The sequence below is a fragment of the Cumulibacter soli genome, assembly GCF_004382795.1.
Lineage (GTDB): Bacteria > Actinomycetota > Actinomycetes > Mycobacteriales > Antricoccaceae > Cumulibacter > Cumulibacter soli.
On record NZ_SMSG01000007.1, the window covers coordinates 1 to 20,333 of the forward strand.

Sequence of the window (20,333 nt, forward strand, 5' to 3'; positions counted from 1 at the left end):
CTGGCTTCGCAGAATGCGGCGGCGCAGCAGTCGGTGCCGCGACAACCGGACGTTCAGGCGCGAGTGTCACAGTGTTCTCCCAGACTTCCGAATGCGGCAACTCTGCCAGCCTCGTGGCGGGATCCCGTGCACCGCCGTGTGCCAGCGCACGGGACCGCCGGTCGAGCGCACACGCGAGGACGAACAGGAACACCCCACGTGCGACTCCAGCGCCGCGGTTGATGCACCGAACTGACCATCAACCCAACTGGACGCTATCGTCCACTATAGTTGAGGATTGCGCGTCGCTCAAGGGGCAGGGCTCAGAGCTTCGCCGCGACACAGTTAGACCACTATCGACCGTCGGTGTTCACCGAGAGCGCTTTCACACGGCGACACACGACCGGCCCAGTCAATGGAGTGACGCTAGAGATGCCCGCGGCGACGTAGGGTCATGCACCGCGCCGTCCGCATTTCTCCCCGCTGAGTGTTTGAACGGCGCGTAGCCGAACTGATCAGTACGATGTCATCGTGACTGAGAGTCCGCAAACGACGACTGAGAAGCGTTTAACCGCGCGGGGCGCCAAGACGCGATCGCGCATTGTCGCGACAGCCGCCGATCTGATTAGAGTGCGGGGCATCGGCGGAACGACCCTCGACGACGTCGTGGCCGCCGGCAACGTCAGCAAGTCGCAACTCTACCGTCACTTCGAGGACAAATCGGCGCTGGTGCGTGCAGTGGTCGACGTGGCCGGAGAGCGAACAATCGACGAGCAGCGCGAGCACTTGAGCAGAGTTAAGACGTTCGCCGGGTTGCGTCGTTGGCGAGATGCGCTCATTAAGAACGCCGCACTGGAGCAAGGCCGCTACGGATGCACCCTCGGCTCCCTGGCCAACGAGGTCTCTGAAAACGATAGCCGCGCACGAGAGCAGTTGCGCGATCTGTTCGACACCTGGACTGAATTATTCGAGGGCGCACTACAACGGTTGCAGGACGGTGGGCAGATCCCACCAGACGCCGATATCCGCCCACTCGCCACCGGATTCGTCGCTGCCGTGCAGGGTGGTTATCTACTGGCGCAGACCGCTCGCGACGTCGAACCGATGGCAGCGGCGATCGACATGTCGATCGCACATCTGCGCCTATTGAACGAACGCCACGCCGCGACCAGCTAACCCAGTCTTTGGCGAGCGGCGTCACGTCATGCACCTGAAGCGTTACTCTGCGGCGTAGGCCGTCCTAGCTTTGCGTAGGAACTCATGCACCTGAAGCGTTACTCTGCGGCGTAGGCCGTCCTAGCTTTGCGTAGGAACCCGAGCACTTTCTCAGCGGGCATTTCGCATGGCTTGAGCACATAGCCCGCGCTCGTACTCCACACATTGGCGCTAACGAGTTCCGAATCGTCCAAGCGTTCGGCCTTCACCGAGGTAGTTCTCCCACCGGCCTGAATCGTACGTGTGACAGCCCAACGCCGGCCGTCGATAACCACGCTTGTCCACCCCCGCGGAATCGCTTCGACCAGCTCGCGAAGTTCACCTTCGAGCGCTTCACCCATGACTCCCCCTCGTACTCCACGTCGAGTATTAGTGACATACACGCCTCTTAGGCCTTGAGATGCGTGTAAGAAATCAGACGTGTTCGGGTAAGTAATTGCGTTCCGCCGTCACTCACTCTCAGAACGGGTATGCCCGCGTCCACGCGGACGTGTTGTACGGAGGCAACTGATGAAAGCAATAGTCGTCACGGACGAAAATGCAGGCACTACGGGAATGGAACTCATCGAAAGGCCGATGCCCAGGATCGATACCAACGATGTACTCGTCGAGGTGTACGCATCGGGATTCACACCCGGCGAGCTGACGTGGCCGGGCACCTGGACTGACCGGAGCGGTCGGGACCGCACGCCATCGATTCCAGGGCACGAATTCGCCGGTATCGTCAAGGAACTCGGGTACGGCTCGCGCGGCGTGAGCGTTGGGCAACGTGTGGTTGGATTGGCCGATTGGTCCCGCGACGGAACACTCGCCGAGTATGTCGCTGTCGAAGCGCGCAACCTCGTTCCGTTACCCGCTGATATCACCTTCGCCACCGGCGCCAGCTTGACGATTTCTGGACTGACCGCATGGCAGGGATTATTCGTACACGCTCGGCTTGAGCCCGGGCAAATAGCGCTCGTACATGGAGCGGCCGGCGGCGTGGGCTCGATCGTCACCCAGTTGGCGCGCGACGCTGGCGCATACGTTATCGGCAGCGGCCGGACAGCCGATCGGCACGACGCCTTAGATTTCGGCGCGCACGAGTTCCTCGACCTCAGCACCGATCGACTCGAAGACCTTGGCGATGTCGATTTGGTGTTCGATGTGATCGGTGCTGAGATCGGTGCGCGATCGGCAGGTATCGTCCGGACGGGCGGCACGCTGGTCACCATTGCTGGTCCACCGCAGGAACGCCCAACTGATGGCCTGGCAATCGATTTCGTCGTCGAGGCCAATCGCACGCAGCTGGTTGAGATTATGCAACGCGCTCGCGACGGTCGGCTTCGAAGCAATATTGGCACTGTCGCCGACCTCGACAACGCGGTCGCTGCATTCAACCCGACCGAGCGCGTATCGGGAAAGACCATCATCCAGATTCGGTCCTAGTTGGGAGCCGATGCCACGGCCCGCGAAGCGGGCTCACCGGGATTCTGGCATCCAGAGCAGCCTGACGTCGTCCGCTATCGCTCGAGCGTGCTCGAAGCCGGCACGAGCCGCCGATGGACGCAGCGATGCGTTCATCGCGTTCGCGCCGAACAAATACTCGTCGGATTTCGGCGGCACGACGGTGATCACGGCACTCCCCTCGGTCTCCAACTGCTTCACCTGCGAGGCGAGGTGCGTACCCCATTCGGCGGGGTGCAACGATCGTCCGCCGAGCGGCGAGAGCACCAGCACTCGGGCATGGCCGCGCCAAGTCCGCGTTCTCGGCGTTGGCGCGGTATCCACCGTCGATATATGGGTGATCGTCGATGAGGTGCGCGAAGCCGCCAGCGCAACTCGCAGCTACGGCGTCGACCAACGACACTCCGCTGGAGCGGTCGAACACGACGGGTTCGGCAGACAGCGCGTCGACGGCGGTCAGTCGAACAGCCCGTTCCGGCCAACGATGATCAGGCAGCCGTGCGGCGACCGTCTCGCGGCGCAGACGCTGAGCCGACTCACTGTGGGATGCCCGGTGCGCCATCGACCGTGTCACCATCTTGCGACGGAACTCCGCTATATCGGCAGACTCGGCGATGAGTGCCTTCATGCGCTCGAGGTGATCACCAGTGGCGGCGGCTGCGATACCACCGCTGTGCGCGTTCGGGGGCGCGTCGAGGGTCGGTTCGGCCAGGACGGCATCTAGCAGCCGCGCGGGTTCAGCTCCGGCGAGCTGCGCGGCGGCGGTCGCGCCCGCCGACGTGCCGACGATCATGTCAGCCGCGGCGACGTCGATTCCGGCATCGCTCAAAGCGGCGAGAACGCCGATGAGCCACGCATTGCCGGTGGATCCGCCACCGCCGAGAACGAGTGCTCGAGTGCCTGACAATGGTGTGGATACGTTCATGGGTTTGCCTTCCAGGTGTTCGGAAGGGCGCCCGTCGCGACTTTCTAGTCGCGCGATCGTGGACGACTCGGAGCGCCCGATGTCATTGGTACATGCACGGGTCTCACCCCCAAGGTCGGAACACGATCTGCTCGGAAAGTTAGCACGCCTCAAAACCCATCGCCACTGAATTAATCTTCGGCGGGTTCAGCGAGAACGCCCGCCAGGATGACGTCTAGCCCGGCGCGGAACCGCACATCGCGATCATCACTGAGAATCGCGACGCCATGAGATGCGCCGGCCGGTTCCTCAACTCCCGATTCCCGCAACGTCTGCACCAGCGAGTCCCATTCGCCATCCACGACCAGCCGCACGTGCGCCTGCTCCTCGATCACAAACCCGACGGTGTAGTTGCGCAGCACATAAGCCACGTCGCCGGTGTCGTACCGTGCGGCGACGAGTCCGGAAAGCAAGGTCCGCAAAGTCGCGCCAACCCTCGCTGCGGCGGGCAGCGGCGAGTAGGCTCCGGCGACGATTCGGCCGCCGTCGGCGAACCGCAGGATGGCGGCACGAAGACGCTCACAACAGTCGCGGACATCCGCTGCCGTTGGTTCCGCGACATCCAGCCCACCCAGGTCGACGGCGGCGTACACCGAGTCCGCCATCGCCCGCTCGATGTCGCGCTTATCACGGAAGTGCTTGTACAAGGCGCCCGGAGAGACCTCCGCTGCCGCCGCGAGTCGCCGAACTGTCAGCGCGTCCAGCCCCTGCAACGACACGTACTCGTGCGCGATCGCGACGAGGCGGTCGCGATTCAACCCTCTGGCGGCCATCTGCGAAGGATATCGGGCCTTGACCCACTGGTGACACGCCTATAGTGTCGCCGAAGTGAACATTGTTTACCTCGAAAACGGCTCGCTGAAGCTGGGACCGATGATCACACTGGCCTGCGGACTCCAGTTGCTCGTCGTACTGGACGGACTGATTCTCACTGTCGCGCTGCCGGACATTCAGTCGGCGCTCAACTTGTCAGCACTGACCCAATCGTGGCTCCTCGGCGGATATCTGGTCACGTTCGGTGGCTTATTGCTGCTGGCCGCGCGCCTCGCCGACCACGTCGGCCATCGGCGAATCATCCTTAGTGGGCTCGCGATCTTCGTTGCCGCCAGTTTGATCGCTGGTCTCGCGACAAACGGGGTGACGATGGTCATTGCGCGGATAGCGCAAGGAGCGGGTGCGGCCGCATTGGCACCGGCCAGCCTCAGTGTGCTTACCCGCCATTTCAATGCGGACCGGCGTACCCGGGCCTTGTCGATATGGAGTGCCACCTCCGCCGCGGGCGGCGTCCTGGGTCTAGTCCTCGGCGGGCTGATCACAAGTACTCTGGGCTGGCGGTGGGTGCTACTGATCAACGTCCCGATCGGCGTCGCGCTGGCGATCATCGCCACCCTGGTCCCAGGTAGGCACTGTGAGGTCCGGCGGTTGGATATTCCTGGCGCAATCGCCGTCACGCTATGTGCCGCCAGTGCGACATTCGCAGCATCGCAACTCGGCGTATTCGGCTGGACCTCGCCATACGTACTGATCGCCGCCGGAACATTCGCGGTAATGCTGTTTGTCGCCATCGCAGTCGAGCGACGTTCACCATCGCCGTTGGTAAACCCCCGCGTCGTACGACGTCCCGGCGTCATCGTTGGAAACACCGTGCTCGCGGCCATGGGCGTCATCATGACCGCGACGACGTACTTCCTTTCCTTATATCTACAAGGAGTCCGGGGCTATCCGGCATGGATGACCGGCCTGGCACTCGGCCCGATGAGCGTCGCACTCGGTATTGGTGCGATCGCATCGCGAAAGTTGATGGCCCGATTCGGCGCCTGGCGATTGCTCCTCCCAGGCTCCGGACTGATGTCTGCGGGACTGCTGTGGCTCGCGACCATCACGCCTCACTCCGGATACATCTCGGACATCCTTGGTCCGACGCTCATCTGGGGCGCCGGGGCCAGCATCGTCACGATGCCGATCGTCTGGATCGCCACGGCTGGGGTCGCCGTCGAGGACGCCGGACTCGCTTCTGGTCTGGTGAACACCTCCCGGCAGCTGGGCGGAGCGCTCGGGTTAGCAGCACTCACCGCACTGGCCGCGTCGGTCGCACACGACTCAGCGGCGGTTGACGTGGTCGTTGACGGCTACCGCGTCGCATTTCGTGCGGCAGCCGCCCTCGCCGCCCTGATCGGGATCACCGCGGCGTTTGCACGACGGTCAGTCGCCGCCGATGAGGCCACCTCCGCACCACCAATACGGTCTACGCTCGAGGAATGAGCCTGCCGACCTTTCCTGACGACTGGGCCCGCGCGACGGTGATTGTGGCCCACCCCGACGATCCCGAGTACGGCGTGGCCGCGGCAATCTGCCGCTGGACCGACCGCGGCAAAGCGGTCACTTACGTGATGGCTAGCAGCGGTGAAGCCGGCATTGAAGGTATGCCACCGGAACAGGCCGGACCGTTGCGTGAGCAGGAACAGATCCGTTCAGCGGCCGTGGTCGGCGTCAACGACGTCCAGTTTCTCGGCTTTCCCGATAGCGCGCTGCGCAATACCGGCGAGTTGCGGGCAGCGATCGCCCAGGTGATCGCCTCGACGAACCCGGACGTGGTGATCACGAACTTCCGAGGGGCCGAGTGGGCGCCCGGCATGAGTAATCAGTCCGATCACATCGAACTCGGCGAGGCCGTGGTCCAGACCATCCGGGAGATGCCCTCGACCCATCACATCCGGCTATTCGAAAACGGCGCCGAACCGACCCATATTGAGCAACTGAGCGAGCACGAGGTAGCGAAAGCGATCGAGTCATTGGCGCAGCACGCCGAATACTTGCGAGTGCTCGATCCCGAAACATCCGTGCGCGAGCAAGCAACAGCACAGATCCATAGCGTCTGCTACCGCGACGGCGAGGACACCGCAGCCGTCCACTTCAGCGAAATCGACGTCCGCGCCTGATCGACCCGCCTACCCCTCGGCGTGCAGCACCGAGTCAGTGTCTTCACCGAGACCCGGCGCGGGAAGTCGCAGCGACCACGGAGTTCTGCTGAACTTGTACGGAGCACCAGGAGCCACCGCCGCGTGACCTAACGCTGGCACCGCGACGACGGCATTCCGGTCCTCACGCACATGCGGATCGCGCACGAGGTCCCCTGGGCCATGCACCGGAGCCCACGGCAACTTTCGCGCCTGGGCCTCATGGAACAACTCTTCGGAATCGGTCTGCGCACAGAACCGCTCGATCACCTCGACGATGTGCTCGGTGAGTTCAGTGCGCGCTTCTGGCGTCGCGTACTCCGCAGACCCAAGGTCTTCGGCGAGCCCGTGCGAGTCCATCCAGTCGACCAGGCCCCGATACCGCCGGTCATCGTCCATATACATCGTCAGGCACATCGCGTACTTACCGTCACGGCAGCGGAAGAGCTGGCGGGAGGTGATTTCCTTCGGATTTCCGTGGCGCGCAGTGTGTCGGCGGACGTGCTCCTGTCGAAACACCCAGTACGGAATGCCCATCTCATTCGATGCGGCCACAGCATCGTGTGCGGCCACATCGACGTACTGCCCCCTCCCCGACGTCTCACGGAACTGCAGCGCGCCCATAATCGCTATCGCGGCCAACGTGCCAGTCATATGCGCGGCCTGTCCCCCTGCCGGGGCGATAGGAAACGACGCGTATCCGGCCTCATCGTCGTAACCGGTCATCGTCATCGTGCCACCGAGTGCGAGTTGCACCAGGTCAGAGGACGCGAACTGTGACCACGGGCCAGCGGGGCCGAATGGAGTGATCTGCGCGTAGACCAGGCGCTCGTTGAGCGAACGCAACTCCGCGTCACCGAGTCCGAGATCCGCCATCGCCTGCGGACCGAGATCCTCAAGGACGACGTCCGCCGAAAGCGCGAGCTTCCGGACAGCAGCACGAGCTGACTCGGATGCAAGGTCAAGGACGACCGAGCGCTTGCTCATGTTGTAATGCCAGAAGAAGAGACTGCGCTCAGGACCTTCGACGTCACCGATGAACGGGGGTACGCGCCGCGCCGGCGCCCCTTCGGGCGGCTCGATCTTGATGACCTCGGCACCCATGTCGGCCAGCAGTTTCCCGCAGTACTGGGCGAGCCCACGATCAATCTCGACGACGCGGAGCCCCGCCAGCGGTCCTGCGGCTGTGCTCGTATCGCCTCCGTTTTCGACACTCACCAGCGTCCCCGATCCATCGGGATGACCCGCGGCGTGCCCTCGGGCCACTCCACGTGCGCTTCCTGTAACGCGTTGATGGATTCGTCGTCCATCTGCAGGATCTCCTTCAAGATGTACTCGTTGTCCTGGCCCAGCAGCGGCCATGTGGGGTGCACTGACGCTGGCGATTCCGACAACTTCATCGCCGGGGTTTCCCATAACCGTTTGCCCAGCAAGGGATGCTCGAGCTCCACCATGAAATCCCGGCATTGAAGCTGCGGATCCTGCTCCACGATTTGCTCGAACGTCTGCATCGCACCGGCAGGGATACCGCGTGCCTGAAGCAGGTACATCAATTCCATCTTGTCGTACTGCATCGTCCATTCCGCAACGTGACGATCCAGGTCGTCCTGGTGCGCGATCCGGCTGTCCATCGTTGCGAACCGGTCCTCCTCTGCCCACGCCGGCGAGGACATGACGGACTTCAACGACGACCAATGCTCGTCATTGAGCACCGTTATTGCGCAATAGTCCCAGTCGGCGGCGCCAGCTGTTGGATAGCAGTTGTACGGAGCACCGACCTCACCTCGAAGACCGACGGCTGCGTCGGCACCCGGCCAGACACTACGGTTTCCCGGCGGAACACCGACCCTGCCGCCGCCCCGGCGATTCACCGTCGAGTCCAGCATTCCCGCACCGCTCAACGCGAGTCCACTTTCCACCTGCGAGATATCGACGTACTGCCCCTGCCCGGTTTTCTTCCTGTGGTACAGCGCCATCATCGCCGCAAGCGCGCCGTGATAGCCACCCATGACATCCATATATGAGAAGCCGATTCCCGCCGGGGATCGACCGGGCAGGCCAGATAGCCCGGTCAGACCGTTGAACGACTGTGCTGTCGGGCCCCACGTGTCATAACTCTGGTAGCGCCCAGAGTGTCCGAACCCAGAAAGGCTCACATAGATGATTTCCGGATTGAGCTCGCGCATCCGCTCGTAGGTCAGCCCCCAACGATCCAGGACGCCCGCCGAGAAGGATTCGGTGACCATGTCCACCCGCGCGATAAGGTCCGCCGCGATTTTCCGCCCCTCTTCGGAGCGCATATCGATCGAAAGGCCGCGTTTTCCAGGATTTACCGTGGCAAAGAAACAGGCACTGTCCAGTGTCGCCGGCACATCGTTAGCGATCATCGTCTTACGCATCATGTCGGGGCGATCCGGCCATTCAACCTTAATGACCTCCGCGCCAAATGCGGCCAAAAACGCGGTAATTGTTGGCCCTGCGACACTCCACGTGAAATCGAGGACGCGGATTCCATCAAGCGCTTTACCCGCGCATTGCGTTCCTTCTACGCTCATACCTCGACTCCTCGGGCGCGCCACTAGTTGGGCGGAGACTTAAGTCCGCTGAGAGATTCTCGATCGCTTCATCGCGAAGCCGTTTTTTGACTGTGACAGCCCACACCATCGATGTCCAGCGCGGAATAGGCAACACCGATGTTGACGAAAACGCAACAGGTCGCCGTCGATAAGTCCGATAGTGTCCTGGCGAGCGGGAGCGGGTTCTCGCGAAGGTTAGTTCCGGGGATTGGAGTTCGCGGCTATGGCAGCGACGGGATTACGGGGCGAGGCCGCAATAATCGGCCTTGTTGAACTACCACCACAGCGCAAGTCGACCAGAGCACCGCGTTTCCCCATGGAACAGTGGGCTGAGCTGGCGAAAGCCGCGCTCGATGACGCCGGCATCGATGCGAGCGCGGTCAACGGCCTGATCTGCGGGCCCATTACCGAGTCCGACCGCTTCGTCCCCTCCACGCTCGCCGAGTACGTCGGGATTCCCAATAACTTTGGCGAACTCGTCGATCTCGGCGGGGCGACTGCCGCTGGGATGGTGTGGCGCGCGGCGGCAGCCATCGAGCTCGGACTATGTGACGTCGTCCTGGCAATCACGCCCGGTTCAGCGATTCAGCCGCGCCCGCCAGAGTCACAAAAGCCCAAGCGACTCCCGTGGCTCGGCGCGTCGAGCAACAACTTCGGCTCGCCCCAGGCGGAGTTCGAAATTCCATACGGAAACCTAGGCCAGAACGGGCCGTACGCACAGATCGCTCGCCGGTACGCCGCCGAGTTCGGCTACGACCCGAGCGCCATCGCGCGCATCTCTGTGGACCAGCGCACGAACGCCTGCGCAACACCTGACGCGGTCTTCTACGGTTCGCCGATCACCGTTGAGGATGTCCTCGCGAGCCCGATGGTGTCCGACCCGCTACACCTGCTCGAAGTGGTCATGCCCTGCCACGGTGGCGCGGGAGTGGTGATCGCCAGCGCCGACATCGCGGAGAAGTCCAAACATCGCCCGGTGCGAATTACCGGGTTCGGCGAGCACGTTTCGTATAAGACCCCGACGTACGCCGACGACCTGCTGCGATCGCCGGTATCAAAATCCGCACCCATGGCGATCGACATGGCCGGTATCGACCGTGCGGACATCGACATCGCTTCTATCTACGATTGCTACACAATTACTGTGCTGATGAGCCTCGAGGACGCCGGATTCTGCGAAAAGGGTCGCGGTATGGATTTCGTTCGAGATCACGACCTCACGTACCGAGGCGATTTTCCGCTAAACACCTCCGGCGGGCAATTATCTTTCGGCCAGGCCGGTATGGCGGGTGGAATGCATCATGTGTGCGACGCGACCCGACAAGTGATGGGTCGCGCCAGCGCACAAGTCCAAGACTGCAATACGGCATTTGTCACCGGCAACGGCGGAATAATGAGCGAACAGGTCGCTCTCATACTCGAAGGGGCTTAGCGTGGATCTCCTCAATTCTCGACCAATGCCGAGTCCGACACCTACTTCGCAGCCATTCTGGGATTCGCTGCGCGAGCATCGGATTCGAATCCAATACTCGCCCTCATCGGGGAGTTACGTATTTTACCCCCGCGTCGTAGCGCCCGGAACACTCGCGGACGACCTTGAGTGGCGCGAGATCGACGGCATGGGAACTCTTTACACATTCACCGTCGCCGACCGCCCGACTGCGCCGCCATGGCAAGGAGCATCACCCCAACTGCTCGCGGTCGTTGAGTGGGACGAAGGTCCGCGGTTCTCCACAGAATTGGTCGACATCGAACCCGACAGAATCGAAATCGGGATGCGGGTGGCTCCGGTGTTTTGCGATGTTCCGGACCAGCAGATAACTCTGCTGCGATACAAGCCCGCCTGATCACCGTCCGGCTCACACCTGCGATCCCTGCGTCGAAAGGAAAACAATCATGGGGCGGTCAGCATCTTTGACTGCAGCGCTACTGGGCGTTGGCTTGATCCTGGCCGGATGCGGTGACGCACCGAGCAACGAGACTGCAGACGTAGGTGAGTATCCGTTCGAACTGCCGCTCGAGGATGACTTCGATCCGAACGCCGAGTTCCGGTACGGATACAACACCGTCTTGTCAGGATGGGACCCGACCAAGAGCGTGAGCGGCGCTGAACTGGTCTGGTATGCACCGGTATACGACCGGCTGTTGTGGGTGGATGAGAACGGCGAATTGCAGCCGATGTTGGCCACGCAGTGGGAGCCGTCCGAAGACCTGTCCTCATTGACGCTGACGCTCCGGGAGGGCCTCACCTTCTCGGACGGGGCGCCGTTCAATGCCGAAGCGGTCAAGTTCAACATCGAGCGAACGGCAGCCGAAGAGAGCACCCTTGCCGGGGAGCTACAGCAAGTCAGCAGCGTTGAGGTCGTCGACGAGTACGTCGTGAAAATCAACGTGACCGGCGGCCTCGGCTCGTTATCGGTCGCCTTGGCGGCACGTCCTGGGATCATGGTGTCGCCGGAGGCGGTGGAGTCCGGTTCGCTCGATGATGCACCAGCCGGAATCGGCCCGTACGTGATGACCGAAACGGTCGCGGGCGACTACGCGACGTTCGAAAAGTCGGCGGACTACTGGGCTCCAGAGGCGCAGAACGTCGCCAAGCGGACCTACCAGTACATGCCGGATGACCAGACACGCTACAACGCGTTGGCCAGCGGCGAGGTGGACGGCGTGTCGATGTCACCGACGATGCTCGACGACGCCCAGCGCGCCGGCCTGCAATCGACGGCTCGCCCGACCGGGCTTTTCCTCTTCCTCGCGCTGAACTCCGCCGAGGGCGAGTTGGACAACCCGGAGGTGATGAAGGCGATCAACATGGCGATCGATCGAGAGGCCATCTCCGATGGGCTCTATGACGGACTGTGCGTACCGCAAATACAGCCCTTTGCCCAAGACAGCCCCGGTTACAGCGACGACCTCGGCCCAGGATTGGACGTTTTCCCGTATGACCCGGATGCGGCCAAGGAAATCCTCGCCGAGCAGGGTGTGGAGAGTCTGTCGCTCAGCGCAGTGACTCCCAACGTCACGATCTACACGAAATTTGCCGAAGCCGTTCAAGCGCAACTCGGCGACATCGGCATCGACGTTTCAGTCTCGCCCAAACCCTCGGCCCAGATCGTCGAAGACTTCACCATCACCAAGTCAGAGAACGCCATGGCGTCGGTCTACACCGGGATCGCCGACCCCGACGGGGTCGTTCAGCAGTTCCTGACACCCGAGGCGCGGTACAACCCCGGCGGAACGACCTACGACACGCTGATCGAACTCGCCGAGCAGGGTGCTGCTCCGGTGGATCCTGCCGAGCGGAACGCTGCCTATGTCAAATTCATGGACGCGTGGGCAGATGCGCCACCGCACGTCGTCCCAGCCTGCATGATCTACATCGCGGCCTCGTTCAGCGAGGAGGTCTCGGGTGTGCTGCAAACAGCCGGCGGGATCACCGATCTCTTGCGCAACGTGGCAATAACTCCCGCCTGAGCGGACTCGAATCATCACCCGCAGCGGACTACCGTACGAAAATGGACATTTTTCGTACGGTAGTCCGCCGCACTTGGTCCTCCAGCCGCGGGCGCGGAGTGGACCCGGTGAAGCGTTGAACATCGAAGAGATCCGTAGCTTCGTCGCGATCGTCACCGCGGGCAGTCTGGGTCGCGCCGCCCCGCAACTATTCGTGTCCCGCTCTGCGCTCAGCAGGCGAATTCGTGACCTCGAGAATCGCCTGTCGGTCGACCTATTCGACCGCACCGCGAAGGGTATGTCGTTAACCGCAGCCGGCGACAGGTTCCTCGTGCACGCCGAAAGGTTGGTGGAGGCCTACGACGACCTGCAGAGGCATGCGACCAACCTGGTCGGCGCGCCATCGCGGGTACGAGTGGGGATCGGTCCGGCTATGAACGCGTGGCTCCGAGACCGAGTGATGACCACTATTCGCGCACGCTGCGGAACAATGTCGATCGAACTAGTACCCGGATCGAACCTGGGATTGATTCGGAGTTTGCACGATAAGGAGATCGACCTCGCGCTGCTGCATCAGCGCCCGATTTCTCCCCAGATATGTTCCGAACGCATTCTCGAACAACCCACGTTGATCGCCCTCGCGAAGAGTCTGCCGCTGGCGCACGCCAGGAGCATTTCGTTACGCGATCTGCGAGAGTTGCCGTTCGTCACCTCGTCTGCGCTGCATTCGGGGACGCCGATGTACTACGCCGCCCTCCGATCGCTGCTCGAGGAGGCCGGCGTCGCGCGGACTATCGACGTGGGGCCGCCGGACTGGTTCGCCATTCGCGACCATGTGGTCGGCGGATCCGGGTTCACCATCGCTGCTATCTCCCCCGAGTCGAACGAGCCGGGCGCGCTCTGGGACTCCGCGACCGTCGTTCGCGAGGTGTCCGATCTGCACCTCAGCCTGAACACGTTCATCGCCTGGAACAGTTCCCTGCCAAGCACCGACGGCGTCCTCGGCCGCTTGGTACAGCCGGTAGTCGACGAGTTCAGCGGCTCCTCCCGGTTGAGCGCCTGATCACGGCGACCGGTACCCGCCAGCGTGGTTCCAGCACTCGGTGAGATAGCCGAGCAGGTAGCGACCACCCTGCAATTGGCGAGTCTGGATTTGGAACGTTTTCGTTCGCGTCTTCGAGCCGTCTTTCTTGGTGCGCCCATTCGGAGTCTTGATGTCAATCGCACCGCGAATGCCAGGGCGAATCTCGGAGATGTCCGCCCACGGAATCAGTACGTAACCCATCTGCAGTCGGGTGATGCCCGTGTCGTCAACGCGCAGCATCGGCTTCGGCACATACGCGAATGCCAGCCAAAACATGGCCAGACCGATTACGGCGAACACCGCGCCGATCGCGAGGACGCCGCCCTCTTCAACGCCCTCGCCGCCCCACGTGGCGACCGGCATCACGATGCCCAGGGCTAACATGAGCGCTCCGCTGCCGATGCACAGGTACTTCAGCGCGTTCGAACGCAGAATTCCTGCCGTTCCCGGTTCGATTTCCTTCGCCCACTGCGGCACCTGCATCGCACACCCCGATTCGGCTCGCCGAACAGCCGTCAAGTGCGCATAGCCTAGCGGCTATTCGAGCGCCGCGAGTGATTCACGGCACCATTCGACCCACATTCGTTCCGTGGCGATTCCGGCGCGCAACACCATCAACTGCATCCGCGAGCGCGGATCTAGGCCATCAGCGAACTGCTTGCGCTCGATATCGACGTACTGTGCGAGCCTCGCCTCGTGCCGCTGAAGATGCTCCCGCAGTAGCGGCCTGATGTCGACGTCCCCGAGCGCGGAGGCGGCCCGAATCTGCACCATCAACGGGTCACGTCGCTTCGGCGCGTCCATCACTTGCAGCGACCAGTCACGCAATTCGTCGGTCCCGGCCGGCAGGACGGCGAACGTACGCGGATTCCCCCTCCCCGGGGGCTCCGGGCAATCGAGCACCGCGATCAACCCGGCGTCCAGCAATTTGTCGAGTTCCCGGTAGATCTGCTGGTGCGTCGCAGGCCAGAAGTAGCCAATCGATCTATCGAAGCGACGCGCCAGCTCGATCCCGGTCGAGGACTTCTCGGTTAGTGCCGTCAGGATCGCGAAGCGCAGCGACATCAGGCGCCGACGAGCGCCTGACGTGCCACGTCGTACTCGTTACGCATCCGCTCCACGAATTCGGCCACCGGCTTCACACCATCGAGTACGCCGACACCCTGACCGCTGCCCCAGATGTCTTTCCAGGCCTTCGCCTTCATGTTGCCGCCGGAGCCGAAGTTCATCTTCGACGGGTCCGAGGTCGGCAGATCGTCGGGGTCAAGACCTGCATTCACGATCGACTTACGCAGGTAGTTGCCGTGCACCCCCGTGAACAGGTTGCTGTAGACGATGTCAGCGGCGCCAGATTCCACCAGCATGGCCTTGTACCGCGGGTCCGCGTTCGCCTCCTCGGTAGCGATGAACGCCGATCCGATGTACGCCATGTCGGCACCAGCAGCCTGCGCGGCGAGAACGTTGCGCCCGTGCGCGATCGAGCCCGACAGCAGCAGCGGACCGTCGAACCATTCACGGATCTCTTGCAGAAGGGCAAATGGAGACTGAGTGCCAGCGTGGCCACCCGCTCCGGCCGCGACGGCGATCAGACCGTCGGCGCCCTTCTCGATCGCCTTGTGCGCGAACTCGTTGTTGATGACGTCGTGCAGCACGATTCCGCCGTACGAGTGGATCGCGTCGTACACCTCCGTACGCGCGCCGAGGGAGGTGATCACGATCGGCACCTTGAAGTCGACGCAGGACTGAACGTCGGCATCGAGGCGATCATTCGAGCGGTGCACGATCTGGTTCACGGCGTACGGCGCTACCGGCTTCTCGGGATGCTGGGCGGCGTACTGCCCGAGTTCGTCCTCGATCCGCTGCAACCACTCGTTCAGCAGCGGCTGTGGGCGCGCGTTGAGCGCGGGGAACGAGCCGATAACGCCGGCCTTGCACTGCGCGATCACGAGCTCGGGGCCCGAGACGATGAACAGCGGAGAGCCCATCACAGGGAGGGCCAGCGGACGGGTCAAGATTTCAGGAAGTGCCACGGTGTTCCCCCAAGGAGTGCGGTTCGTTGCACTCAATGTAGGCAGCACTCCCACCTTTATGCAACAAGTTGCACAGACAGTGAGACCGTCATCACTGCGGATTCATAGTCGACAAAAGCATCTGCGGGGCAGCGAATAACGCTAACCGGCGATTAGCGTTACCCACTGCCCCGCAGAAGGGCGGAAAACTACGACTGGCTCGTCTGAACCTGCTTGCCTTCCTTGGCGTTCGACATGTCGGTGATCTTGTCCCACTTGTCGGCCACATCGCCCATGGTGGGGACGTCGTTGAAGACGTGGCCCTCACTGGCGTAGTACGCCACGCGCTGCACCAGGCCGCCACCGGCGATGAACACCGAACCGGTATCGGTCGACTCGTCGCTCATCAGGTAGCCGACGACCGGTGCGACGTGGTCCGGGCCGAGGGCCTTGAGGCGCTCTTCCGGCATCAGGTCTTCGGTCATCCGGGTAGCCGCGATCGGCGCCATCGCATTTGCGTTGATGTTGTACTTCGCGCCCTCGATCGACAGCGTGTTGATCAGGCCGACGAGGCCGAGCTTGGCAGCACCGTAGTTGGCCTGTCCGAAGTTGCCGTAGATGCCGCTAGTCGAGGTAGCGACCAAAATGCGGCCGTACTTCTGCTCGCGGAAGTGCGGCCATGCGGCGTGGGTGATGTAGTACCCGCCGTACAGGTGCACCTGCTCCACGGCGTTCCACGCGTCGGCGTCCATCTTCATGTAGGACACGTCGCGCAGAATGCCGGCATTGCTCACCACGCCGTCGATGCCGCCGAACGCGTCGATGCAGGTCTGCACGATCGCCTTGCCGCCTTCTGCGCTGGCAACGCTGTCGTAGTTTGCAACGGCCTCGCCGCCCTCTGCGCGGATTTCCTCCACGACGGTGTCGGCCATTGCCGAGCCGCCACCGGAGCCATCGCGGGCGCCACCGAGGTCATTGATGACGACCTTAGCCCCTTCGCGCGCCAGCAACTTGGCGTATTCGCGGCCAAGGCCGCCGCCCGCGCCAGTTACAACGATCCGTCGTCCTGCAACACCGGTCATGCTGTGTCCTTTCCTCTCGACGCGCCTCATTGCGCGCCAACACGTCCGTCTTTGAGCATTCTTCTCTCGCGGGCACTATGGCAACCATGGCCGATCTGTGAGTCCCGTCATACGCTCGAAGCATGCCACGCTCACAACCACCCGCGATCACGACTCTAGGTGCACTGCGTGCGAGCGGTCACGAGTACCGCACCGTCAAGCAGGAGCTCCGCGAAAACCTCCTGTCCCGACTACGCGCGAGCGAACCTTCGCTGCCCGGTCTGGTCGGGCTGGAAGACACTGTCATCCCCGAGGTCGAACGCACCTTGCTCGCCGGTCACGACCTGGTGCTGCTGGGCGAACGCGGCCAGGGCAAGACCCGATTGATGCGGACGATCGCCGGACTACTCGATGAGTGGACGCCGGTCATCGAAGGCTCCGAGATCAACGAGCACCCGTATGAGCCAGTGACGCGCGGCAGCATCGCCCGCGCCACCGAACTCGGCGACGATCTGCCGATCAGTTGGTGGCACCGCGATGATCGGTACGGCGAGAAACTCGCTACGCCGGATACCAGCGTGGGTGATCTGATCGGCGATATCGACCCCACCAAGATTGCCGAAGGCCGCCTGCTCGGCGACCCGGAGACCGTTCATTACGGTCTGCTCCCCCGGTTCAATCGCGGCATCTTCGGCATCAATGAGCTGCCGGACCTTGCCGAACGCATCCAGGTCGGCCTGTTCAACGTGCTGGAGGAGCGCGATATCCAGATCCGCGGTTACGCGCTGCGTCTGCCCCTCGACCTGATGCTGATCGCCTCGGCCAACCCCGAGGACTACACGAACCGCGGCCGCATCATCACCCCGCTGAAGGACAGATTCGGTGCCGAAATCCGCACTCACTATCCCGAGACGATCGACGCCGATATCGCGCTGATCCGGCAGGAGGCCGAACTGACCGCCGCGGTACCCGACCACCTGCTGCGGGTCATCGCCGAACTCACCACCGGGTTACGCAGCTCCCCGGCGATCGACCAACGGTCCGGGGTCTCCGCGCGATTCTCCATCGCGGCCACCGAGGCCGTGTCCGCTTCGGCGCTGAGACGCGGCGCGATCGTCGGCGAAGCCGCGCCGGTCGCGCGGATCGGCGATATACCAGCGATACTCGGCACCTTGCGCGGGAAGCTAGAGTTCGAAATGGGCGAGGAAGGCCGCGAGGACGACGTCCTGGAACACGTAGCGCGAATGGCCACGGCGTCGGTATTCCGTGAGCTGCTCACCGGCGTGGATCTGTCCTCATTTACCGCCGTCTTCGCCGAGGACGACGGCACGACGATTGAGACCGGAGCGCTGGTCCCTGCCTCAGATCTATTGCGCCAACTCGACCGCGTCGAGGGTCTGTCTACCGTGCTCACCAAGCTCCAGGTCAGCGAGGACGACGTGACACCTGGACAGGTGGCAGCGGCGATCGAGTTCGTGCTCGAAGGCCTCTATCTCACCCGTCGGATATCCAAGAGCGCCTTGGACACCGGCAACACGATCTACGGCAGCTGATCATGGCGCACCGCAGTAGGCGATTCTCGTACGGAGCGTGGCGCGAGGGACCGGACCCCTTGGCTCCGCCGTACGATGTGCGCGCCGCCGTGGAGGATCTCGGCAAGAACATGCTCGCTGGCAGCAATGCCCGCGATGCGCTGCGAGAACTGCTGCAACGTGGCGTCGGTGATCGACCCGGCCTGGCCCAGTTGCGCGAACAGTTGCGGCGGCGGCGCGAGGAATTACGGCGCCGCGGAAACCTCGGTGGCGCAGTCGATCGTGCCCGCGGGCAACTCGATCAAGCTCTCGCTCTCGAACGCGATCAGCTCGCCCGCGAGGACACCGAAGACGCGCGATTCGCCGAACTCGAACTCGACACACTTCCCGACTCGGTCGCCCAGGCAATGCAGTCGTTGACGAACTACGCGTGGCATTCGCCGGAGGCGAAGGAACTTTACGACCAGATCAACGCCGGCTTGCGCGACGAGATCCTCAATCATCAGTTCGACGGGCTCAAAGATGCCTTGCAGAACCGCGATCCACAGCAGATGCAGGCGTTGCAAGAGATGATGCAAGACCTCAACGAACTACTGTCGGCCCACGCCCGCGGCGAGGACACCGACGAGCAGTTCGCTGACTTCATGGACAAGCACGGCGACTACTTCCCCGATGATCCAAAGAACGTCGACGAACTCATCGACCAACTCGCCCAGCGGCAAGCCGAGACCGAACGGCTGCTGCGCTCGCTGAGCCCTGAGCAGCGCGCCGAATTGATGTCACTGATGCAACAGGCGTTGCAGGATGCGGGACTCGCCGAGCAGATGGAGCAACTCGGCAAGAACCTGCAGTCGCTACGCCCGGGAATGATGCGCGGGAGGCCGATCGAAGGAACTGGCGACGAGCCGCTCGGCTACGGCGAGGCGACCGGCATGATGGGCGAACTGTCGGACATTGACGCCCTCGAACAACAACTTTCCCAGCAGCATATGGGATCCACGCTCGACGACGTGGATGTCGATGCGCTTGAGCGACAACTCGGCAGTCAGGCGACTGCACATCTGCGAGCGCTGCGCGAACTGGAACAGGAGTTGGAGCGGCAGGGCTGGCTGCGGCGCGATGGATCGGCGCTGAAACTCACCCCGAAAGCGCTGCGGCAACTCGGCGAGGCAACGTTGCGCCGGATCTTCGCCGATCTCGAAGCAGGTCGCGCCGGTGACCACGACGACCAGCGAGTCGGCGCGGCCGACGAACGTACCGGCGCCTACCTGCCGTGGACGTTCGGGACCGAACAGCCGATTGACGCCGTTCGCACCGTCACTAACTCGGTATTGCGGCGTGCGGGCTCCGGCGACGACGGCGGACCGCGACTGCACGTGGACGACTTCGTGATCGCCGAGACCGAACGTCGTACGCAAGCGGCAGTAGCGCTGTGCGTCGATCTCTCGTTCTCGATGGTGCAGCAGGAACGCTGGGAGCCGATGAAGCAGACGGCGCTGGCATTGGCGCATTTGATCGAAACGCGCTATCGACAGGACGCGTTGGAGATCATTGGGTTCAACCTCATGGCGCGACGCCTATCTGCGCTGGAACTTGCCGAGATCGAACCGGAGTGGGTCCAGGGTACGAACCTCGAACACGCCCTGGTGCTGGCCGGACGGCACGTACGGCGGCACCCGGAGGCCGAACCGATCATCCTCGTCGTCACCGACGGCGAACCGACGGCGCATCTGGTCAACGGCGAGCCGTGGTTTGAATACCCGCCGAGCCCAGATTGCGTGCGCAGTACGGTCGCCCAGGTGGACGCGTTAGCGCGGTACGGCGTGACCCTGAATATCTTCCGTCTCGGCAGCGATCCGGGGCTGGAGCGGTTCATCGACGCGCTCGCCCGTCGCGCTGGCGGGCGCGTGCTCGCGCCCAGCCTGGAGCATCTCGGCCAGTATGTCGTCAGCGACTACCTCCGCGCTCGCACTGGCCGCCGCTGATCGAGGAAGCGATGACGTACGCCCGGTGACGACCAGGGCCCGCGGTAAACGACCGCGGGGCGCTGCGGCCGG

The 20,333-nt window shown here is 63.1% G+C and carries 19 protein-coding genes; 10 read left to right on the top strand and 9 right to left on the bottom strand.

The features are described from left to right. The first annotated feature begins 510 nt into the window (after positions 1-510). Positions 511-1,155 carry a TetR/AcrR family transcriptional regulator gene (locus tag E1H16_RS15310; protein ID WP_134324798.1) on the top strand — a complete coding sequence of 215 codons (645 nt, stop codon included), beginning with the start codon at positions 511-513 and terminating at the stop codon, positions 1,153-1,155. Positions 1,156-1,253: 98 nt separating this feature from the next. Here the strand turns inward: E1H16_RS15310 and E1H16_RS15315 are convergent, their stop codons facing one another. Next, positions 1,254-1,535 carry a peptide methionine sulfoxide reductase gene (locus E1H16_RS15315; protein ID WP_134324799.1) on the bottom strand — a complete coding sequence of 94 codons (282 nt, stop codon included), beginning with the start codon at positions 1,533-1,535 and terminating at the stop codon, positions 1,254-1,256. A gap of 169 nt (positions 1,536-1,704) precedes the next feature. On the opposite strand from E1H16_RS15315, the gene E1H16_RS15320 reads away from it, so the two are divergent. After that, entirely contained in the window at positions 1,705-2,622 is a 918-nt protein-coding gene (locus tag E1H16_RS15320) for an NADP-dependent oxidoreductase (protein ID WP_134324800.1), read from the top strand. Here E1H16_RS15320 and E1H16_RS15325 read toward each other — a convergent pair. Further along, entirely contained in the window at positions 2,603-3,565 is a 963-nt protein-coding gene (locus E1H16_RS15325; protein ID WP_208379089.1) for a patatin-like phospholipase family protein, read from the bottom strand. The genes E1H16_RS15320 and E1H16_RS15325 overlap by 20 nt on opposite strands. A gap of 170 nt (positions 3,566-3,735) precedes the next feature. Continuing rightward, on the bottom strand, positions 3,736-4,377 hold the full coding sequence (locus E1H16_RS15330) for a TetR family transcriptional regulator (protein ID WP_134324801.1): 642 nt from the start codon (positions 4,375-4,377) through the stop codon (positions 3,736-3,738). Positions 4,378-4,432: 55 nt separating this feature from the next. On the opposite strand from E1H16_RS15330, the gene E1H16_RS15335 reads away from it, so the two are divergent. Further along, positions 4,433-5,866, top strand: a complete 1,434-nt coding sequence (locus E1H16_RS15335) for an MFS transporter (RefSeq protein WP_134324802.1) — start codon at positions 4,433-4,435, stop codon at positions 5,864-5,866. After that, a complete protein-coding gene (locus E1H16_RS15340; protein ID WP_134324803.1) occupies positions 5,863-6,543 on the top strand; it encodes a PIG-L deacetylase family protein in 681 nt (226 codons plus the stop codon). Before E1H16_RS15335 ends, E1H16_RS15340 begins: the two co-directional genes overlap by 4 nt. Positions 6,544-6,552: 9 nt before the next feature. Here E1H16_RS15340 and E1H16_RS15345 read toward each other — a convergent pair whose 3' ends face one another. Together E1H16_RS15345 and E1H16_RS15350 are read right to left on the bottom strand one after the other, a co-directional pair. After that, entirely contained in the window at positions 6,553-7,779 is a 1,227-nt protein-coding gene (locus E1H16_RS15345) for a CaiB/BaiF CoA transferase family protein (RefSeq protein WP_166741793.1), read from the bottom strand. Further along, complete coding sequence (locus tag E1H16_RS15350; RefSeq protein ID WP_134324805.1) at positions 7,776-9,116, bottom strand: CaiB/BaiF CoA transferase family protein; 1,341 nt, start codon at positions 9,114-9,116, stop codon at positions 7,776-7,778. Before E1H16_RS15350 ends, E1H16_RS15345 begins: the two co-directional genes overlap by 4 nt. A 337-nt stretch (positions 9,117-9,453) precedes the next feature. Here E1H16_RS15350 and E1H16_RS15355 point away from each other — a divergent pair, with 337 nt between their 5' ends. The 4 genes from E1H16_RS15355 (at position 9,454) to E1H16_RS15370 (ending at position 13,653) form a co-directional block, all read left to right on the top strand. Then, entirely contained in the window at positions 9,454-10,569 is a 1,116-nt protein-coding gene (locus E1H16_RS15355) for a thiolase family protein (RefSeq protein ID WP_208379090.1), read from the top strand. A gap of 25 nt (positions 10,570-10,594) precedes the next feature. Next, positions 10,595-10,984, top strand: a complete 390-nt coding sequence (locus E1H16_RS18935) for a Zn-ribbon domain-containing OB-fold protein (RefSeq protein WP_134324807.1) — start codon at positions 10,595-10,597, stop codon at positions 10,982-10,984. A 49-nt stretch (positions 10,985-11,033) separates the two neighbouring features. Continuing rightward, on the top strand, positions 11,034-12,611 hold the full coding sequence (locus E1H16_RS15365; RefSeq protein ID WP_134324808.1) for an ABC transporter substrate-binding protein: 1,578 nt from the start codon (positions 11,034-11,036) through the stop codon (positions 12,609-12,611). A 115-nt stretch (positions 12,612-12,726) separates the two neighbouring features. Beyond that, the gene (locus E1H16_RS15370) at positions 12,727-13,653 is read left to right on the top strand and encodes a LysR family transcriptional regulator (protein WP_134324809.1); all 927 of its coding nucleotides are present in this window, start codon (positions 12,727-12,729) and stop codon (positions 13,651-13,653) included. Here E1H16_RS15370 and E1H16_RS15375 read toward each other — a convergent pair whose 3' ends face one another. The 4 genes from E1H16_RS15375 to E1H16_RS15390 all read right to left on the bottom strand — a co-directional run bounded on the left by E1H16_RS15375 (position 13,654) and on the right by E1H16_RS15390 (position 16,765). Then, a complete protein-coding gene (locus E1H16_RS15375; protein WP_134324810.1) occupies positions 13,654-14,157 on the bottom strand; it encodes a hypothetical protein in 504 nt (167 codons plus the stop codon). It lies immediately after the preceding gene. A gap of 54 nt (positions 14,158-14,211) precedes the next feature. Continuing rightward, positions 14,212-14,739 (bottom strand): PadR family transcriptional regulator, encoded by a 528-nt coding sequence (locus E1H16_RS15380; RefSeq protein WP_134324811.1) that lies wholly within the window; start codon positions 14,737-14,739, stop codon positions 14,212-14,214. Then, on the bottom strand, positions 14,739-15,704 hold the full coding sequence (locus tag E1H16_RS15385; protein ID WP_134324812.1) for an NAD(P)H-dependent flavin oxidoreductase: 966 nt from the start codon (positions 15,702-15,704) through the stop codon (positions 14,739-14,741). The genes E1H16_RS15380 and E1H16_RS15385 overlap by 1 nt, the downstream gene beginning before the upstream one ends. A 188-nt stretch (positions 15,705-15,892) precedes the next feature. Next, a complete protein-coding gene (locus tag E1H16_RS15390; protein WP_134324813.1) occupies positions 15,893-16,765 on the bottom strand; it encodes an SDR family oxidoreductase in 873 nt (290 codons plus the stop codon). 122 nt (positions 16,766-16,887) lie between these two features. On the opposite strand from E1H16_RS15390, the gene E1H16_RS15395 reads away from it, so the two are divergent. After that, entirely contained in the window at positions 16,888-18,297 is a 1,410-nt protein-coding gene (locus E1H16_RS15395) for a magnesium chelatase ATPase subunit I (RefSeq protein ID WP_134324814.1), read from the top strand. 59 nt (positions 18,298-18,356) lie between these two features. Then, positions 18,357-20,261: a vWA domain-containing protein gene (locus tag E1H16_RS15400; RefSeq protein ID WP_243837873.1), complete on the top strand. Its 1,905-nt coding sequence runs from the start codon at positions 18,357-18,359 to the stop codon at positions 20,259-20,261. Positions 20,262-20,333 lie beyond the last annotated feature (72 nt).

Coding starts and splice junctions, on each gene's coding strand:
- E1H16_RS15315 (WP_134324799.1), bottom strand. CDS start 1,535: ATGGGTGAAGCGCTCGAAGGTGAACTTCGCGAGCTGGTCGAAGCGATT.
- E1H16_RS15320 (WP_134324800.1), top strand. CDS start 1,705: ATGAAAGCAATAGTCGTCACGGACGAAAATGCAGGCACTACGGGAATG.
- E1H16_RS15325 (WP_208379089.1), bottom strand. CDS start 3,565: ATGAACGTATCCACACCATTGTCAGGCACTCGAGCACTCGTTCTCGGC.
- E1H16_RS15330 (WP_134324801.1), bottom strand. CDS start 4,377: ATGGCCGCCAGAGGGTTGAATCGCGACCGCCTCGTCGCGATCGCGCAC.
- E1H16_RS15340 (WP_134324803.1), top strand. CDS start 5,863: ATGAGCCTGCCGACCTTTCCTGACGACTGGGCCCGCGCGACGGTGATT.
- E1H16_RS15350 (WP_134324805.1), bottom strand. CDS start 9,116: ATGAGCGTAGAAGGAACGCAATGCGCGGGTAAAGCGCTTGATGGAATC.
- E1H16_RS15355 (WP_208379090.1), top strand. CDS start 9,454: ATGGAACAGTGGGCTGAGCTGGCGAAAGCCGCGCTCGATGACGCCGGC.
- E1H16_RS18935 (WP_134324807.1), top strand. CDS start 10,595: ATGCCGAGTCCGACACCTACTTCGCAGCCATTCTGGGATTCGCTGCGC.
- E1H16_RS15365 (WP_134324808.1), top strand. CDS start 11,034: ATGGGGCGGTCAGCATCTTTGACTGCAGCGCTACTGGGCGTTGGCTTG.
- E1H16_RS15375 (WP_134324810.1), bottom strand. CDS start 14,157: ATGCAGGTGCCGCAGTGGGCGAAGGAAATCGAACCGGGAACGGCAGGA.
- E1H16_RS15380 (WP_134324811.1), bottom strand. CDS start 14,739: ATGTCGCTGCGCTTCGCGATCCTGACGGCACTAACCGAGAAGTCCTCG.
- E1H16_RS15390 (WP_134324813.1), bottom strand. CDS start 16,765: ATGACCGGTGTTGCAGGACGACGGATCGTTGTAACTGGCGCGGGCGGC.
- E1H16_RS15395 (WP_134324814.1), top strand. CDS start 16,888: ATGCCACGCTCACAACCACCCGCGATCACGACTCTAGGTGCACTGCGT.